Annotated in this window: 15 protein-coding genes; 9 read left to right on the forward strand and 6 right to left on the reverse strand. The window is 37.1% G+C overall.

What is annotated here, in order from left to right:
• The first annotated feature begins 133 nt into the window (after positions 1-133).
• From VB691_RS15920 to VB691_RS15930, 3 genes are all read left to right on the forward strand, one after another.
• Entirely contained in the window at positions 134-1,228 is a 1,095-nt protein-coding gene (locus tag VB691_RS15920) for a hypothetical protein (protein ID WP_323292492.1), read from the forward strand.
• A 33-nt stretch (positions 1,229-1,261) separates the two neighbouring features.
• Positions 1,262-1,564 (forward strand): hypothetical protein, encoded by a 303-nt coding sequence (locus VB691_RS15925; RefSeq protein ID WP_323292493.1) that lies wholly within the window; start codon positions 1,262-1,264, stop codon positions 1,562-1,564.
• Between the two features lie 115 nt (positions 1,565-1,679).
• Positions 1,680-2,504, forward strand: coding sequence for a hypothetical protein (locus tag VB691_RS15930; RefSeq protein WP_323292494.1), 825 nt, complete (start codon positions 1,680-1,682; stop codon positions 2,502-2,504).
• Between the two features lie 11 nt (positions 2,505-2,515).
• Here the strand turns inward: VB691_RS15930 and VB691_RS15935 are convergent, their stop codons facing one another.
• A complete protein-coding gene (locus VB691_RS15935) occupies positions 2,516-2,695 on the reverse strand; it encodes a hypothetical protein (protein ID WP_323292495.1) in 180 nt (59 codons plus the stop codon).
• Positions 2,696-2,952: 257 nt separating this feature from the next.
• Between VB691_RS15935 and VB691_RS15940 the strand changes: the two genes are divergently transcribed.
• The 3 genes from VB691_RS15940 to VB691_RS15950 all read left to right on the forward strand — a co-directional run bounded on the left by VB691_RS15940 (position 2,953) and on the right by VB691_RS15950 (position 3,858).
• On the forward strand, positions 2,953-3,147 hold the full coding sequence (locus VB691_RS15940; RefSeq protein ID WP_323292496.1) for a hypothetical protein: 195 nt from the start codon (positions 2,953-2,955) through the stop codon (positions 3,145-3,147).
• A 121-nt stretch (positions 3,148-3,268) separates the two neighbouring features.
• On the forward strand, positions 3,269-3,589 hold the full coding sequence (locus VB691_RS15945) for a transcriptional regulator (protein ID WP_323292497.1): 321 nt from the start codon (positions 3,269-3,271) through the stop codon (positions 3,587-3,589).
• Positions 3,590-3,645: 56 nt separating this feature from the next.
• The gene (locus VB691_RS15950; protein ID WP_323292498.1) at positions 3,646-3,858 is read left to right on the forward strand and encodes a hypothetical protein; all 213 of its coding nucleotides are present in this window, start codon (positions 3,646-3,648) and stop codon (positions 3,856-3,858) included.
• A gap of 93 nt (positions 3,859-3,951) precedes the next feature.
• Here the strand turns inward: VB691_RS15950 and cobN are convergent, their stop codons facing one another.
• Positions 3,952-7,719, reverse strand: a complete 3,768-nt coding sequence (gene cobN, locus VB691_RS15955; protein WP_323292499.1) for a cobaltochelatase subunit CobN — start codon at positions 7,717-7,719, stop codon at positions 3,952-3,954.
• Between the two features lie 105 nt (positions 7,720-7,824).
• On the opposite strand from cobN, the gene VB691_RS15960 reads away from it, so the two are divergent.
• The 3 genes from VB691_RS15960 (at position 7,825) to VB691_RS15970 (ending at position 11,517) form a co-directional block, all read left to right on the forward strand.
• Positions 7,825-10,119 carry an ATP-binding protein gene (locus VB691_RS15960; RefSeq protein WP_323292512.1) on the forward strand — a complete coding sequence of 765 codons (2,295 nt, stop codon included), beginning with the start codon at positions 7,825-7,827 and terminating at the stop codon, positions 10,117-10,119.
• Positions 10,120-10,192: 73 nt separating this feature from the next.
• Complete coding sequence (locus tag VB691_RS15965; protein ID WP_323292500.1) at positions 10,193-10,864, forward strand: N-acetylmannosamine-6-phosphate 2-epimerase; 672 nt, start codon at positions 10,193-10,195, stop codon at positions 10,862-10,864.
• Positions 10,865-10,914: 50 nt separating this feature from the next.
• Positions 10,915-11,517, forward strand: a complete 603-nt coding sequence (locus VB691_RS15970; RefSeq protein ID WP_323292501.1) for an RDD family protein — start codon at positions 10,915-10,917, stop codon at positions 11,515-11,517.
• Here VB691_RS15970 and VB691_RS15975 read toward each other — a convergent pair whose 3' ends face one another.
• The 4 genes from VB691_RS15975 to VB691_RS15990 form a co-directional block, all read right to left on the reverse strand.
• Complete coding sequence (locus VB691_RS15975; protein ID WP_323292502.1) at positions 11,518-12,447, reverse strand: SGNH/GDSL hydrolase family protein; 930 nt, start codon at positions 12,445-12,447, stop codon at positions 11,518-11,520. It lies immediately after the preceding gene.
• A gap of 243 nt (positions 12,448-12,690) precedes the next feature.
• Positions 12,691-13,617 (reverse strand): MoxR family ATPase, encoded by a 927-nt coding sequence (locus VB691_RS15980; protein WP_323292503.1) that lies wholly within the window; start codon positions 13,615-13,617, stop codon positions 12,691-12,693.
• Positions 13,618-13,810: 193 nt separating this feature from the next.
• Positions 13,811-14,659, reverse strand: coding sequence for a cytochrome c biogenesis protein CcdA (locus tag VB691_RS15985; RefSeq protein WP_323292504.1), 849 nt, complete (start codon positions 14,657-14,659; stop codon positions 13,811-13,813).
• A gap of 41 nt (positions 14,660-14,700) precedes the next feature.
• Positions 14,701-15,195 (reverse strand): TlpA family protein disulfide reductase, encoded by a 495-nt coding sequence (locus VB691_RS15990; protein ID WP_323292505.1) that lies wholly within the window; start codon positions 15,193-15,195, stop codon positions 14,701-14,703.
• Positions 15,196-15,406 lie beyond the last annotated feature (211 nt).

Here is a 15,406-nt window from a genome sequence, read left to right on the forward strand (position 1 = left end):
AAGGTATAAATGAAGTTTAATAAAAGTTTATTGGCTCAATACGGTATCCTTCTATATTATAATGGAGGCTTACGGACAAATCTCGTTAGCTTAGATTGATTTATTTTTTGATTCATTTAGAACACTAAAAATTATGAATTGGCAAGATTTTCTTAAACAAAAAGCAAAAGAACAAGGTTTAAGTTTAGACTTAGAACAAACTTTATTAGCTGCGCTTCCTAGTGACAATGAAAAACCTAACAGTCAAAATACTATTTTAACTATTCTACATATTGGAAATGATGCACTTAAAGTTAGATTAGGTATAATTTATCAAGCTTTTGAATCTATTTGTCCTGAATTATCTCAAAAAGATGGGGCCGGTAAATTAAAGACGCTGCATAATTATCTTAGAACAAGTTACTCTAATCTAAATCAAAAACCTGATTTTATTGAACCAGAAGTTAGTTATCCTAAAGAATTTAGATCTCTTATTGACTCTCGAATTAAGCGATTTGTTGGACGAGAATTTGTTTTTAATGCTTTTGAAAAGTTTGTCAAAGAAAATGATAAGGGTTATTTTACCGTAATAGGTGAACCTGGTATGGGGAAAAGTGCGATCGCTTGTAAATATGTGGTTGATCATAATGTTCCTTGTTATTTTAATGTGATTTCTAATGCTAATAATACTCCTCTACAATTTTTAAACAGTTTGCGACAACAATTAATTAAACGATATACTTTAATTAATATGGAAAAAGCAGATTTATTGACACTATTAGAGGAGGTTAGAGATAAATTAAATCCTCAACAACCTTTAATTATTTTAGTGGATGCTTTGGACGAGGTAAGACAGGAACAAGGGCCAGAAAATATTTTATATTTGCCGAAAAATTTACCCGATAAGGTTTATTTTTTCTTGACCAGAAGACCTTATCTTAATGATACCGAAAAGCGTTTATTTACGGAAATTGATACAACTCAATTTGAATTAGATTTACGCAAAGAAAAACAACATAATCAAGAAGATATAAAAAAATGTCTGAATTATTTTTTAAATGATGATGAAAAGTATAGTAATAATTTGCAAGCTTGGTTAAGAGAAAATAATTATCAACCTGATAGTTTTATTGAATTGGTAGGGAGTAAAGTTATTGATAATTTTATGTATTTAGTCTGTTTAATTGATGCTTTGGTGAAGGATGAATATAAGAATTTTAACTTAAATGAGTTACCTCCTAATCTTTAAGATTATTATCTTTTACATTGGCAACGTATGGGGATGACTGAACCCGAAAATCGCTTTAAAGTCTTAGTTATTTATACTATTAAGGAAATTCAAACCCCTATCCCTAAAGAAGCGATCGCAGAAATTTTGGACACAAAAATAGAAGCAGTTGAAGCAGTGTTAAATGATTGGTATCAATATTTTAAAATTGAGAAGATTGACCAAGAAAATTGTTATAATTTTTATCACCTTAGTTTTAGGAGTTATATTGAATCACGACAGGAGTTAGACCAAGATAAGCAGATGTTTAAGGATGTAAATGAGAGGATTTTTCAATACCTAAATACTAATCCGTAGGTTGGGTTGAGGCACGAAACCCAACAAAATCCAATCCTAATCTGTAGGTTGGGTTGAGGAACGAAACCCAACAAAATCCCATGAGATACACATTAATTTATTCCCTATTCCCATAATGAATAAAACATCTTCTTTTCGCATACGGGCCTATTTAACAAGTTTTCCTTATAATGCTGCTAAGTCTAATCATTTAACAGAATATTATCAAACATTAACTAAATTTCAATTCTTACAAGACAAGATTAATTTTGCTGGTTTGGAGGTGCAGGGTTTAATTGAGGATTATGATTATATTAAACAGTTAGACGCAACACCACAACAAGTTAAAACCCTACAATTAATTCAAGATACATTACGCTTATCTGCTCATATTTTACAGGTAGATTCAACTCAGTTATCTAGTCAACTGTGGGGACGACTGTTAAGGTTTATTGATCCCCCCCAACCCCCCTTATCAAAGGGGGAGTCGAATGATATCCAAACCCTGTTAAAACAAGCAGAACAAACCCCTACCCATCCCCGTTTACTTCCTTACACCCCCTCCTTCACCCCACCCGATACCCCTTTAATTCGCACCCTCACAGGTCATAGTTCCTCGGTTAACTCTGTGGTAGTCACCCCTAATGGGAACAAGGTCATTTCTGGGAGTAGAGATAATACCCTGAAGGTGTGGTCATTGGAGACAGGGAAGCTATTACAAACCCTCACAGGTCATAGTAACTGGGTTAACTCTGTGGTAGTCACCCCTGATGGCAACCAGGTCATTTCTGGGATTTTAGATAATACCGTGATGGTGTGGGATTTAAACACAGGAAAATGTCTGGCTACTTTTTACGCAGATTATCCTATTTGGTGTTGTCAAATTGCACCTGATGGAGTAACAATTATTGCGGGGGATAGTGGGGGGATAGTGCATTTTTTAAGGTGGTTGGGTGGTTGACGCGCATTCGTTCAATGCTTCTGCTTAGGTTTAATGCGAGGTAATTTTTGTTGCTGCAAAGTTTCATCAAATTTAGCGATTAGTTCTTCAAATTGTGACCCCAAAGCTTCAAAATCGAGACGCGCACGACGTAAATTCTCAATCAGTCGGATATTGACAGAAGTTTCAGGAATAATTGGTTTATTTTTCATGATAATTTCCACTCTAACTTAATTTTTTAACTCCTGTTTATAATATCATTATCCTGCTTCTTTATAGAAGCGATAAAAGTACACAAAAACGAGATATTCATCAAGCACAACAATACTAGGACATAATGGTATTATGTCCCTACAAATATACCCTTGTAGGGATTTAACACTGTTAAATCCTCCTCCTAATTTTCTCACAATTGAAACCTGATTGCTATAGAATAGAGAGGTACAACTTATGTCATACCTTAGCAAAAATGAAAAAAAACCTTTATATTCCTGATGAATTGTGGGATCACTTAACGGTTTATTTACAAGCTCATCCTAACGAAAATCCATCTAGTGTGATTCAATCGGCACTTATGGATAAGCTACGACCTCGAAATGGGGCTAATTTGCTTGAATTAGCGGGAATAGTTGATAATGCTCCGGCTGAGGCTTCTATGAATTAAGATTACCAATAATTTATCCACTTTAGTTAACTGGGTACAAAAATTATTTTACTCCTTTATGGTGGAGATAAAAGCACTCAAAATAAAGACATTAATCAAGCTAAAAATTATTGGAAAGACTATGCAAAACGTCACAACAGCAACGAGTAAAAACTATCAAGACTATCTAAATATTGCCCTTAATGACCCCCAAAGAGCAGCAGGAAATATCCAAATAGTATTAGAAGAAAAAGATCGATTAACTGGACTTTTAAAACTAACCATCGAAGATATTATAAACGCTCGTAAAAACACGAATAATCTAAGTAAATCTGCTCAATTAGCTTATGAAAAATTAGCAGAAATTCTAAATCAAACTGATGGTCAAGAAATTTACGCCTTTATTGATTTATTAGAGACTTTGGGGTTACAATTAACAGTAACAACATCAGAATCAGATTAAGGCATTTTTTAAGATTAAGTTTACTAAACCCCCATCAGGAAAATAGGATAAACAGCATGATCACAACAATTAATTTAACAATACCTTTAGAAACCTTAACTGATGCTATTTTATCTCTTGATTTAGAACAAAAGCGTCAATTATTAGAAATTTTAGAGCAGAAAATATTTGAAGAAGAAGAAGAAAACTACGAAGATGATCCTGAAACTATTGCAGAACTAGAAGCGGTTCGTACTGAATATCAAGCAGGTAATTATTTAACCTTATAGTAACACATTGAAAATGCCTAATTTTTGATATTGATCGAGTAGTTTCATAACCTTAAATGCCTTTTTAACAATTAATTATCAATTATCCATTGTTTAATGTTCCTCAATTTTACCCTCTGCATGATGCACAATATCCCGTAAATTATCCAAGGTTTTACTATCAACAGTTTGCCATAAACCCCGTTGATTTGCTTCTAATAATCTTTCTGCCATATCTCGTAAAGCCCAAGGATTTTTGTCTTGAATAAATTGTTGTACAGCTTCATCAAATAAATAAGCTTCAGCTACTCCTTGATACATGAAATCTTCCACACAGTTTGCAGTTGCATCATAAGCAAATAAATAATCAACCGTTGCCGCCATTTCAAAAGCACCTTTATAACCATGTCTCATAACACCTTCTATCCATTTTGGGTTAATAACACGAGAACGATATACCCTAGCAATTTCTTCTTTTAATAACCTAACTTTAGGATTAGAAGCAATAGAATTATCTCCAAAATAAACTTGAGGATTTTTGCCACTTAACGCCCTTACAGCCACCGTTAAACCCCCTTGAAATTGATAATAATCATCAGAATCTAATAAATCATGCTCTCGATTATCTTGATTATGTAAGACAATTTGTAACTGTTTTAAGCGTTTTTTAAACACATCAGGAACAGCATGACCTACCCCTTTATTATCATAAGCATAACAACTCCAATTGAGATAAGCTTTCGCTAAATCTTCATCATTTTCCCAATTTTGTGCTTCAATTAATCCCTGTAAACCTGCCCCATAAGCACCCGGTTTTGACCCAAATATTCTATAACATGACTTCAGTTTTGCTTGCTCATCTGTTAACCCTTGTTCCTGCCAAAATATCTGTTCTTCTTGCACTTTTGCCGCTAAAGGATTTATCTCTTTTTCTTCATTTAAGCTTGACACATCAGCGATCGCATTGTACATTAGATGTAGTAAGTTAGGGAAACTGTCCCTAAAAAAGCCCGATACCCGTACCGTTACATCTACACGGGGTCGCCCTAACGCCGATGGAGTAATGATTTCATAGTCTACTACCCGACGGGATAAACCATCCCAGATCGGTTGTACTCCTAATAAGGCCAAGACTTGCGCCACGTCATCGCCTCCCGTTCGCATGGTAGAGGTTCCCCAGATCGAAATAGCGAGGGTTTTGGGGTATTCCCCGTTATCTTGAGTATAGCGTTCAATGAGGGCTTCTGCGGCTTTTCTGCCCACATCCCAAGCGGTTTGGGTGGGTATGGCACGGATGTCTACTGAGTAGAAATTACGTCCCGTGGGGAGAACTTCGGGTCTGCCTCTGCTGGGGGCCCCAGATGGGCCACTGGGTATATATTTACCGTCTAATCCTCTCAATAAATTAGTGATTTCTTGAGGGGTTTGATACAGTTTAGGCAGTAAGAAAGTTTGTATCCAATTTAGTTCTTTTTGTGTCCTAGGTAAATGGTTTATCTGTTCAATTTTCTGATTATTGATGAGAGTTTCGACTAAATTTTGTACATAAGTTTCTAAGATTTCTATCACATCACCTATCAGACGACACTGTTTTAATTTGATACAGATTTCTGCTGGTATTAATTGAGAAAAATTTGAGCAAGAAAATAATTCACTAGGGTTAGCAGTCAGGGGGTTAAAATCTAGGTTAAAATCTTGAGCGATCGCAGTTGTTAAACCGAGACGATTTAAGCTAGGATAACGAGCAATTGCTATGATTAAATCTCGCAGTTGTGTATTTTGGGGACAGTTTCCTAAGATGTGTAAACCGTCTCTAATTTGTGCCTCTTTTAGTTCACATAAATAACCATCTGCGAGGGTGAGAAATTGTGATAGAGAGTCACTATTTAAGGTGTTAATTCCTAAGTCTTGGTTTAGGTTGGTTTGAGTGACTAATTGAGTGATGCGATCGCCGATAATTGTTAAGCGTTTGGGATCTAAAGTTTGTGCTTCGTAATATTCATCTATTAGGGTTTCTAATTGTTCTAAATCACCGTATAATTCGGCACGGGTTAAGGGTGGAGTAAGATGGTCTAAAATAATGGCATGGGAACGACGTTTTGCTTGTGATCCTTCCCCTGGATCATTAACAATAAAAGGGTAAAAATTAGGGATAGTTCCTAATGTTATTTCGGGGTAACAAGTTGATGATAAAGCCAAGCTTTTTCCGGGTAGCCATTCTAAGTTACCATGTTTACCAACATGAATAATTGCTGAGGCTTGAAATTGATGTTTAAGCCAATAATAATAAGCTAAATAGTGGGGAGTGGGTTCTAAGTCGGGGGCATGATAATTTAAACTGGGATCAAAATCATAACCTCTTGAGGGTTGAATGCCAATAAATATATTACCTAATTGAATACCAGAAACGGGAAAAAATGAGGTATTTTTAAATTCAGAAACCTTGTCCCAACGCTGGGTAACTGCTTGTTTAACCTCAAGAGGTAAACATTGAAAATAACTGTTATATTCTTCATAAGAAACAGCTTGAGAAATGGGACGTAATTCTTTACATTCAGGATCATTTGTAATTCCTTTTGTTAACTTTTTAATGAGTTCATCTCCATTTTCTGGAATATCTTGAACTTCATAACCTGCTAATTTTAAAGCCTTAAGAATTTCAATACAACTTGCAGGAGTATCTAACCCGACACCGTTAGCAATTCTGCCATCTTTATTAGGATAATTTGCTAAAATTAAAGCAATTTTTCTTTGAGCAATAGGAGTATTTTTGAGTTTAATAAAATTCGCCGCTAAGTCAGTAACAAAGTTAATTCTATCCGGGGAGGGTTCATAAATAATGACATCAGTTTCTAACTGCTCATTCCAGGTTTTTACAGACTTAAAAGAAACCGCACGAGTAATGATTTTACCGTCTACTTCTGGTAAAGCAACATTCATGGCCACATCTCTTGGATGTAACCCTTGAAAACTATTTTGCCATTGTTCAAAAGTTCCACTACTTAAGATAACTTGTAAAATAGGAATCTCTAATTTTTGCCAGAAATTACCCAAATTTTTATCATCAGATTCAGCGTCAATTTTTGCCAAAGAAAAACTGGTTGTATTCAGCAAAAGTTGCAGAGAATCAGTTGGTAATGATTGAATATAACTCATTAAATCAGCTTGAACCCCTGGCTCACGGAGAGAAGAAACAAATAGGGGTAAAGGGGTTAAATTGTGGGCAACTAAGCTTTTACATAAAGCATCAATTGGTAATAAATTACCTGCTAAATAATGAGAACGATAAAAAATAATTCCTACCATTTTAGAAACTTCAGTCTGAATAATTTCAGACTGATAAATACCAAAATCAGGAACCTTTTGAGGAACAGGAGGATGATAATTAGTATTCCAACAAAGATCAGAAATAAACTTTAAGCCATTGAGCCAATTTTCTTGTCCCCCTTGAGTCAAATAATTCCATAATTGATGACTTTGAGTTAGGGAGACAGTTCCATGACTCATTAATTCTGGATCAAGACGATCATCCCCTGGTAAAACAAACAAATTTATCTGATTTAATTCAACAATTTCTTTAATAACTTCAAACCCATAAGACCAATAAGAACGACCACCCAATAAGCGTAAAATAATTAGATTAGCCTGAGATAATACCGTCTCAGCATAACTATCAATACTCAATTGTTGTTGTAATTGTAAGAGATTCGTAGCTCGTATTTGAGGAAATTCAGCAGGTAAATGGGGCAGAGAAGCAGCTAAACTTTGAATATCTGTATCTGCTGCTGTTAGGAAGACAATAGGAGCCGGATTTTGTTCAATAAAGATAACACCTTCTTGTTCAGGATTCCAGCCCCCAGGGGTAGCAGCAATTCGGTGCATTGAGACTCCTTTTCTTTAAAAAATATTAGGTTTCAGGATAGGATAGGGAAATCGAGAGATTCTATGAAAGATTGTATCTGTGTTCCTCTCGCCGTCACCAAGCTGATGAATTCTTCCCAAGCCTCTATTTTACGTCGAACCTTACCGATAAGTATATTCGAGGAACTTTGTTCTCTCTGGCGACAGCTAGTGGAAATCGAAGGATCAACAGCAATATTGCTTACCGATGAGATTATTTACTCAGAAATCTCTGACAACAAGCCAAATTCACTCAGAGGCACTTTTTATCTCCTGCTATCTTCTCAGCTAAGTGCCTTACTTCAGGCAACCCTTAACTCGACTTCCCTATCTTATCAGGTGACAATTACCTGGGAACCCCAAGCAGTCGCTGACTTCATCCATCAATTACACCAGCACCTCTCTAATGCCTCTCCTTGGCGCGATCGCCTCACCCCCTTCCTGGAACCCCAACCCAGTGAGTCCACACCCCTACAAGCCTATTTTATGGCTCGCTTATTAGATATTCTAGTGCCTCAGTTCTCGGAAGATGCAGAAGTTTGGCGGGAAGGGACAGCCGTTTGTAAACCCGTTGAAGATGCCCTACGACAACAAATTGCCCAAGAACGCCTACTATATCAAGTTATTGGACAAATTCGCCAAAGTTTAGAATTGTCCGTTATTTTAGGAACGGCTGTCAGAGCATTGAGAAGTTTTCTACAAGTTGATCGCTTAGTTATTTATGAATTTGGTGATAAAAATATTCCCCAGATTAACCAGTCTAAATCATCAAAAACTTTGGGGCGTGTTACCTACGAATCACGGGTTTCTAAGAGTATTCCTTCCTTACTAAATGTTGTCGCAGAAGATAATTGTTTTGCTCAGATTCCCCCCTACCAACAAAAATACAGTCAAGGGGCAATTTTTGCGGTTGAAGATGTAGAGAGAAGCTATTCATCTTCTGTGTGTTTGCTTCAGTTTCTCGAAGAATATTGGGTTTTATCTAAACTAATTGCTCCCATTATCCTAGAGGGCAACTTATGGGGTTTATTAATTGCTCATCAATGTTTCAAAAAACGGCAATGGTTAGAAAGTGAAAAAAACTTTTTAGGACAAATAGGAGAACATTTAGCCGTTGCCATTTATCAAGCGCAATTGTATGCCCAAGTCCAAGACCAAAAAAAGACCGTTGAACAACGGGTAATTGAAAGAACACAAGAACTTAGAGATACCTTAATTGCTTCTCAAGCGGCCAATCATTCTAAGAGTGAATTCTTAGGAAATATGAGCCATGAATTACGCACCCCATTAACTTGTGTAATTGGATTATCAGGGACTTTATTACATTGGTCAGGGGAAAGTTCATCTTTACCTTTAGCTAAACAACAACAATACTTAAAAACGATTCAAGATAGTGGGAAGCATTTACTAGAAATCATCAATGAAATTCTCGAATATTCTCAGTTACAAGCAGGTAAATATGTGTTGGCAGTTCGAGAGTTTTCTCTCAGTTATGTGGCTAAAAGTGTCTTACAAAGATTAAATGATGAAGCAGAAAATCGTCAAATTAATCTGGAATTAGATCTAAAAATAAATCCCGAAGAAGATAAATTTGTGGCTGATCCAGAACGAATTCAACAAATGTTATATCATTTGCTAAATAATGCCCTCAAATTTACTCCAGAAGAAGGTAGGGTGATTTTAAGAGTTTGGCGAGAAAATAATCAAGTTACTTTTCAAATAGAAGATACAGGAATTGGCATAAAAAGTGAACAAATTCCTTTACTATTTGAATCATTTCAACAGTTAGAAGATTCTCGTAGACGTACCTATGGAGGAACAGGTTTAGGGTTAGCTTTAACCAAGCAATTAGTAGAACTTCATGGGGGAACAATTGAAGTAGAATCAATTCTTAAAGAAGGGTCAATTTTTACCGTGAGATTGCCAAATCAACCTCAGCATCAAAATAAAATATTAGCTAATTTAGAAGATGAAGAAGGGTTATCCTCTGGAAATCGAACTATTGTTTTAGTAGAAAATAATGAAGAACTTGCCACGTTAATTGGAGAATTGTTAACCGCTGCAAACTACAAATTTATCTGGTTAACAGATAGTGCTAATGCCATCAAAAAAATCGAATTACTTCAACCCAGTGCTGTTATTTTAGATCAAGACTTAGAGGATGCTTTGAAAATTAGTGAAGATCTCAAAAAAATCCCAGAAACTCAATTGATAAAAGTGTTACTTTTGAGCCATCAGCTATCCTCTCAAGAATGGACAGAAATTTCTCAAATAGGCATTGATGATTATTTAATTAAGCCAATTCAGCCTAATCTTTTACTGAAACGAATCAATACTCTAATGGGAGGTGATCATCCGGTGGTGAAAAATGGTACAATCTAGGGGTTATCATCCTAAATTAAACCCTCAAAAAATACGGTAAATCAAAATACTAAAAAATCCAGAATAAAACCTTATGACTATTCCTAAATCAAGCCTAATTGTATCCTGTCAAGCTCCTCCTGAGTCCCCATTACACGACCCCCAAATTATCGCGGCCATGGCCAAAGCAGCGATAAATCAAGGAGCAGCAGGGGTAAGAATTGATACCCCTATCCATGTTAAAAAAGTTAGAGAAGAATTACCCCAGATTCCTATTATTGGCCTATGGAAACAGAACTATTCAGGCTATGATGTTTATATTACCCCCTGCTTTAATGATGCTGTTGCTATAGCAGAAGCAGGGGCAGATATTATCGCCATTGACGGAACATTAAGAAAGCGTCCCCAAGGGGAAACTTTAGCTGATTTGATTCAGAAAATTCAGCAACAATTAGGTAAATTAGTCATGGCAGATATTGATACTATTGAAAATGCGATCGCTTCTGAAAAAGCCGGGGCAGATTTTGTCGGAACTACTCTTTATGGTTATACAAAAGACACTCAATATTTATCCCCTCCCGGCTATTCTTTACTCAAGGAAATGGCAGAAAAATTAACAGTTCCTTTAATTGCTGAAGGGGGAATTTCTACCCCAGAAGATGCTAAAAAAGCCCTAAATTATGGAGCTTATTCAGTAGTAGTTGGAACAGCAATTACTGGAATAGATTTAAAAGTTAAAGCCTTTCAATCAGTTTTTATGAAGTAAAATGAAATAGCCCTAATATATTATGTCCCTACAAAACATCTGAATTTATAATGACATATTCCAATGAGTTACCTTCTACCTATCGACGCTTTCCCAAAGTTCCCTTGGAGAGACGCGCTTATGCTTTCCTCTTGGACTTTCTTGCTGTTTGGTTTTTAAGTTCTTTTTTTCAGGGTTTTGTCCAAGACTTAGTTTTTATTGCTATTTGGTTAATTTTACGGGTAATTATTGTCGAAAAAAACAAAGGACAAAGTTTAGGAAGTTGGGCCTTTGATCTTAAAGTTATTGATCTTCGTTTTAGTCGAATTCCTGGATTAAAAGAATTAACGAAACGGGAAGTAATTCTAGGATTTGCTGCTTTATTAGCTATGATAGGATTAAATATTAATGTGAGAAATGGACTCTCAATGTTAATCTTAATAACTCCTTTAATTATTGATTGTAGTATTGCTTTAGGGGATGAAAATTATGGTCAAGCTTTTCATGATCGTATTGCTCAAACAATGGTAATTCAAACCGAGAGGGGATTTTCTTTAGATTTACGTTTAAAACAACTCTGGAACATTATTAAGAAAAAATTACAAAGTCGTAAAAATCAAAATAGAGATAATAGAGATAATCGTGATGATCGTGATTATGATTACCGAGAATAGTTAATTATTGATTCTAATTAACTGACTAATATTTTGACTCACTAATTGATTACCCAAGGGACTAAGATGAATATGATCTCGATATAAATCTAAGGGGTTTTGCTGTTGTTTAAAGATTGGTAAAAAGTCAAGGAAAACAACCCCATGAGTTTCCGTCCATTCTTTTAGTCTTTCTCTCGCCCGTTTTTCATAATCTTTCGGTTCCCTTTCTACCTCATGCTTAAGAGGGGTTAAAGCAATTATAAATTGACTATTATTTTGAGTTGTGATCGCTTTTATTTGTTCTAATGCTTGAAGATTAATCCCCACGCGATCGCCTTTTTCAGCTAATAATTCTGCCATTCCAGGAATTGGTTGACGACGAACAAATAAACGTTCTAAAATTTCCCCAATTGCAGAAAAAGGTTGATGATCAGGATAATTAGGATCTTTCCCCACCACCAAAGAAATTGGGGCAGTGGCGAACAAATCATCTGTATTCATCAATAAGATAACCCTTTGAGCTTCAAATGTGCCAAACCCTTGAAGATAAGCGAGTTGATTTCTTGGCCCCCAAGAATTGGCCGAAGCATTTAAGACCTCAACTTTCTCAGATAAAATATTTTGTAAATCTTCAGTCATCAAAGCAGAAATAGTCTCTTTTTGATCTGTCCACCAGGCCCCATTAGCAATAGAATCTCCTAATAAAAACAAGCGTAAACTATTCCCTTCTCGATGGGGTTTAATATCTTCAGTTCGCATCGAATATTGATTAATTATGGTAGACTTACCAAGACGGCGAATGTTTTGATTGGGGGCCAAAAGATAACCAATTTTAGGATCAGCAATATAAAGGGGACGTTGGCCCAACCCGAAAATTAAGCGAAGACTGCCTTCAAGCAGCAATAAAACCCCCAAAATTACTCCAAGACTGATCAATAAGATTTTCATAACCTAAACAAAAATGGTTCTACCGAACTTGCCATGTAAAATTAATAAATGAATACAGGCTAAAGCCTTATTCTATAAGAACAAAGGCTGTCTACACAGCCTAATTCTAAGCCTGGGTCGCCAGACTTAGCTATAATTTTTAATAGTTTTACCTCCTAGGTTCGGTAGAGCCACAAAAATTAATTGTAGGGCGATGCACTGCCCACCCTACGGGTTTTATCCAATTATATTGCTTGCAATTAGTTACGCTGCGATCAATTCTCGTTCTATTGTCACCGATCGCAATAATTTTTCAATGATCGCCTTGGGTTGACGGCCACTAGCCACAATGAGACGATGGGAAAGAACATGGGGAGCCACAAATTTAACATCATCAGGAATCGCATAATCCCGTTCTTGCAGGAAGGCTAAAGCTTGGGTTGCCCGTTGCAAAGCGACTGTCCCCCTCGGACTCACCCCTAAACTAATATCATCATGAGTACGGGTGGCACGCACCAAATCTAACATATATTGCTGTAGGGAAGGGGTAACTTTTACCAAACTAGCAAGGCGTTGTAATTCTTGCACTTCTTCCAGGGAAATACAGGGTTCTAAATCATCCGTACTCACCCGATGAAGTTGTTTCTGTAACATTGTCAGTTCTTCGTCAGCACTAGGATAGCCCATACTCAAAGAAATGGTAAAGCGATCCATCTGCGCTTCTGGGAGAGGAAAGGTTCCCTGGTATTCAAAGGGGTTTTGAGTAGCAATAACAAAGAAAGGTTGGGGAACCCGTCTCGCCTCCCCATCAACCGTAACTTGTTTTTCTTCCATCACTTCTAACAAGGCCGACTGAGTTCGAGGGGTTGCGCGGTTAATTTCATCCGCTAAGAGGACATTAGCAAAGACAGGCCCCTGTAAAAATTCAAATTCTCGGCTGTTGGGGTTCCAAATATTGGTTCCTGTCACATCACTGGGGAGTAAGTCGGGGGTACATTGAACCCTCTGAAACCTTCCATTAATAGAACGGGCCAAGGATTTCGCTAACAGGGTTTTTCCCACCCCAGGAACATCCTCCAAAAGAGCGTGTCCCCCACTTAAAAGGGCAATGAGAACAAGGCGAATGGGTTCTTCTTTCCCTACAATGGTGCGACTGAGATTATCGGTGAGGGCAACAATTCTATCTCTCATGGGAATTATCTTGCATTGGTTTGAGGGTTCATTCTTAGATTGCCCAATTTTCTCCCAAGAGTTGACAATTACTCAGATCTTTCATCTGAACCAAAAATCCGATTTTTTGCCTAAATTTCAACGAAAGAATCAGGGTTTTACGGTTTTAAAATCGGATTTTTTTAGTTTTTCGGTGCTGGTGTAAGATCTGAGATTAACCGCCCACAAACCATTGAGTCCCGGTAAAAAGGTAATATACTCCTGTCATAATCAGTGCCACACTACCCAAGCGAATAATAGTCTCGGAATGTTGTAACAACTGTTTGCTTTGTTTTGCTAGTCCTGTAAATAAGCTTGCTAGGAAAATCAGCATAGTATAACCTAGGGCATAGCTAATCATCGTCAATGAGCCTAACAGTTGAGAACCTGTGGCTGCGGCCGCTGCAAGTACCCCAAATAAGACTGGACTCGCACAGGGAGAACTCACCAGGGCAAAAGTTAACCCTACGCCATAGGGGCCAGCTTGAGGAAGATTTACATTCATTTGCGGTAAAGGTAGCTTAACAACTCCCATCAACCACAAACCCATGACGGCCATAATCAGTCCCACAATGACATTAATATAGCCTCGATACTCCACCATAACAACGCCAGCAAAGGAGGAAACGAGGCCCAATAGACTTAAAATCGTAACGCTTCCCAGAACAAATAAGCCCGCTTTCCTAAAAGCATCCCAACGAGATTCAATGTTAAGTGTGCCGATATAGCTAAGATTGATCGGCAATAATGCCAAGATACAAGGGGATATACTGGCTAATAATCCCCCCACAAAGGCTAAGGGTAATAAAACGATAGGATTAGCGGTATCTTGTTGGACAAACCACTGTTGATATTGGTTTTCAATGATGGAAATAAACCGTTGGATAGGATCACTAATAATAGGCCCATTAGTGATAATGATAATTAAGGTGAGTAATCCTAGTCCTCCGTAAATTAGCCATTTTTTTGAGGCTTTAGACCTTCGGGGACTGGCCTCAGTTGATGATTGATGTATTTGTGTCATGAAAGCCTTCTGAAACTGTCCAGAATGAATTAGCTTAACTATTACCGAGGGAGGTTAGCGTTAAGTACGGAGGTATAAGCCGATTTATTAGCGTTATTATAATGCTGGGCTAGGATTTCACCCGTCCCGGGGTTAATGATCGCAACCATTCCAGTCTTGGCTTTGTTCGCGGCGAAAAACTGCCCTAAACCTAACTGTCTCGCTTTGCTTTCTGCTTCGTTAGCTTTCGATTTATCGCTGACATCGAGAACCACAAAATTGGCTTTTCCAGCATAGTCTTGTTTTAGTTGGGAAAGAGTCGGCGCAATGTTTTTGCAAGCACCACACCAAGTCGCATAAATATCCACGACTACGGGTTTTCCTTGTAGTTGTTTGGCCAGAGGGCCACCTACATTACCTTTATTCGCTGTATATAAATGATTTTGAGCAATGATTTGATCGGGTGTAGCTGAGGTTTTCATCGATGTTCCCGCAACCAGGGCCACCGTCAAACTACTAAGACACAGACTAAGACATAATGTTGATTTTTTAAGCATATTTAACCTCGCTCATTAGTAATTGATTTTTTCTTGGTTGTTAATCATTAAAATTCAGAAAACTGAGAACAACATGAGAATTCTGTGACAACTCCCATCACTGACTTGGAGTACCAAGTACAGTGTGGGCTTCCAAGACAATCCTGCTATCGCATAGGAGGCTCTTGGCTTTAAGGACGGGTTGACCCGCCGCCCTATTCATTATATTTAT

Source organism: Crocosphaera sp. XPORK-15E, assembly GCF_034931425.1.
Taxonomy (GTDB): domain Bacteria; phylum Cyanobacteriota; class Cyanobacteriia; order Cyanobacteriales; family Microcystaceae; genus UHCC-0190.

What these genes read in the sequence shown, in the direction of transcription:
- VB691_RS15990 (WP_323292505.1), bottom strand. Translation starts at nt 15,195, where the DNA reads ATGCTTAAAAAATCAACATTATGTCTTAGTCTGTGTCTTAGTAGTTTG.
- VB691_RS15980 (WP_323292503.1), bottom strand. Translation starts at nt 13,617, where the DNA reads ATGAGAGATAGAATTGTTGCCCTCACCGATAATCTCAGTCGCACCATT.
- VB691_RS15945 (WP_323292497.1), top strand. Translation starts at nt 3,269, where the DNA reads ATGCAAAACGTCACAACAGCAACGAGTAAAAACTATCAAGACTATCTA.
- VB691_RS15930 (WP_323292494.1), top strand. Translation starts at nt 1,680, where the DNA reads ATGAATAAAACATCTTCTTTTCGCATACGGGCCTATTTAACAAGTTTT.
- VB691_RS15970 (WP_323292501.1), top strand. Translation starts at nt 10,915, where the DNA reads ATGACATATTCCAATGAGTTACCTTCTACCTATCGACGCTTTCCCAAA.
- VB691_RS15960 (WP_323292512.1), top strand. Translation starts at nt 7,825, where the DNA reads ATGAATTCTTCCCAAGCCTCTATTTTACGTCGAACCTTACCGATAAGT.
- VB691_RS15935 (WP_323292495.1), bottom strand. Translation starts at nt 2,695, where the DNA reads ATGAAAAATAAACCAATTATTCCTGAAACTTCTGTCAATATCCGACTG.
- VB691_RS15985 (WP_323292504.1), bottom strand. Translation starts at nt 14,659, where the DNA reads ATGACACAAATACATCAATCATCAACTGAGGCCAGTCCCCGAAGGTCT.
- VB691_RS15940 (WP_323292496.1), top strand. Translation starts at nt 2,953, where the DNA reads ATGAAAAAAAACCTTTATATTCCTGATGAATTGTGGGATCACTTAACG.
- VB691_RS15925 (WP_323292493.1), top strand. Translation starts at nt 1,262, where the DNA reads ATGACTGAACCCGAAAATCGCTTTAAAGTCTTAGTTATTTATACTATT.
- VB691_RS15920 (WP_323292492.1), top strand. Translation starts at nt 134, where the DNA reads ATGAATTGGCAAGATTTTCTTAAACAAAAAGCAAAAGAACAAGGTTTA.
- cobN (WP_323292499.1), bottom strand. Translation starts at nt 7,719, where the DNA reads ATGCACCGAATTGCTGCTACCCCTGGGGGCTGGAATCCTGAACAAGAA.
- VB691_RS15965 (WP_323292500.1), top strand. Translation starts at nt 10,193, where the DNA reads ATGACTATTCCTAAATCAAGCCTAATTGTATCCTGTCAAGCTCCTCCT.
- VB691_RS15950 (WP_323292498.1), top strand. Translation starts at nt 3,646, where the DNA reads ATGATCACAACAATTAATTTAACAATACCTTTAGAAACCTTAACTGAT.
- VB691_RS15975 (WP_323292502.1), bottom strand. Translation starts at nt 12,447, where the DNA reads ATGAAAATCTTATTGATCAGTCTTGGAGTAATTTTGGGGGTTTTATTG.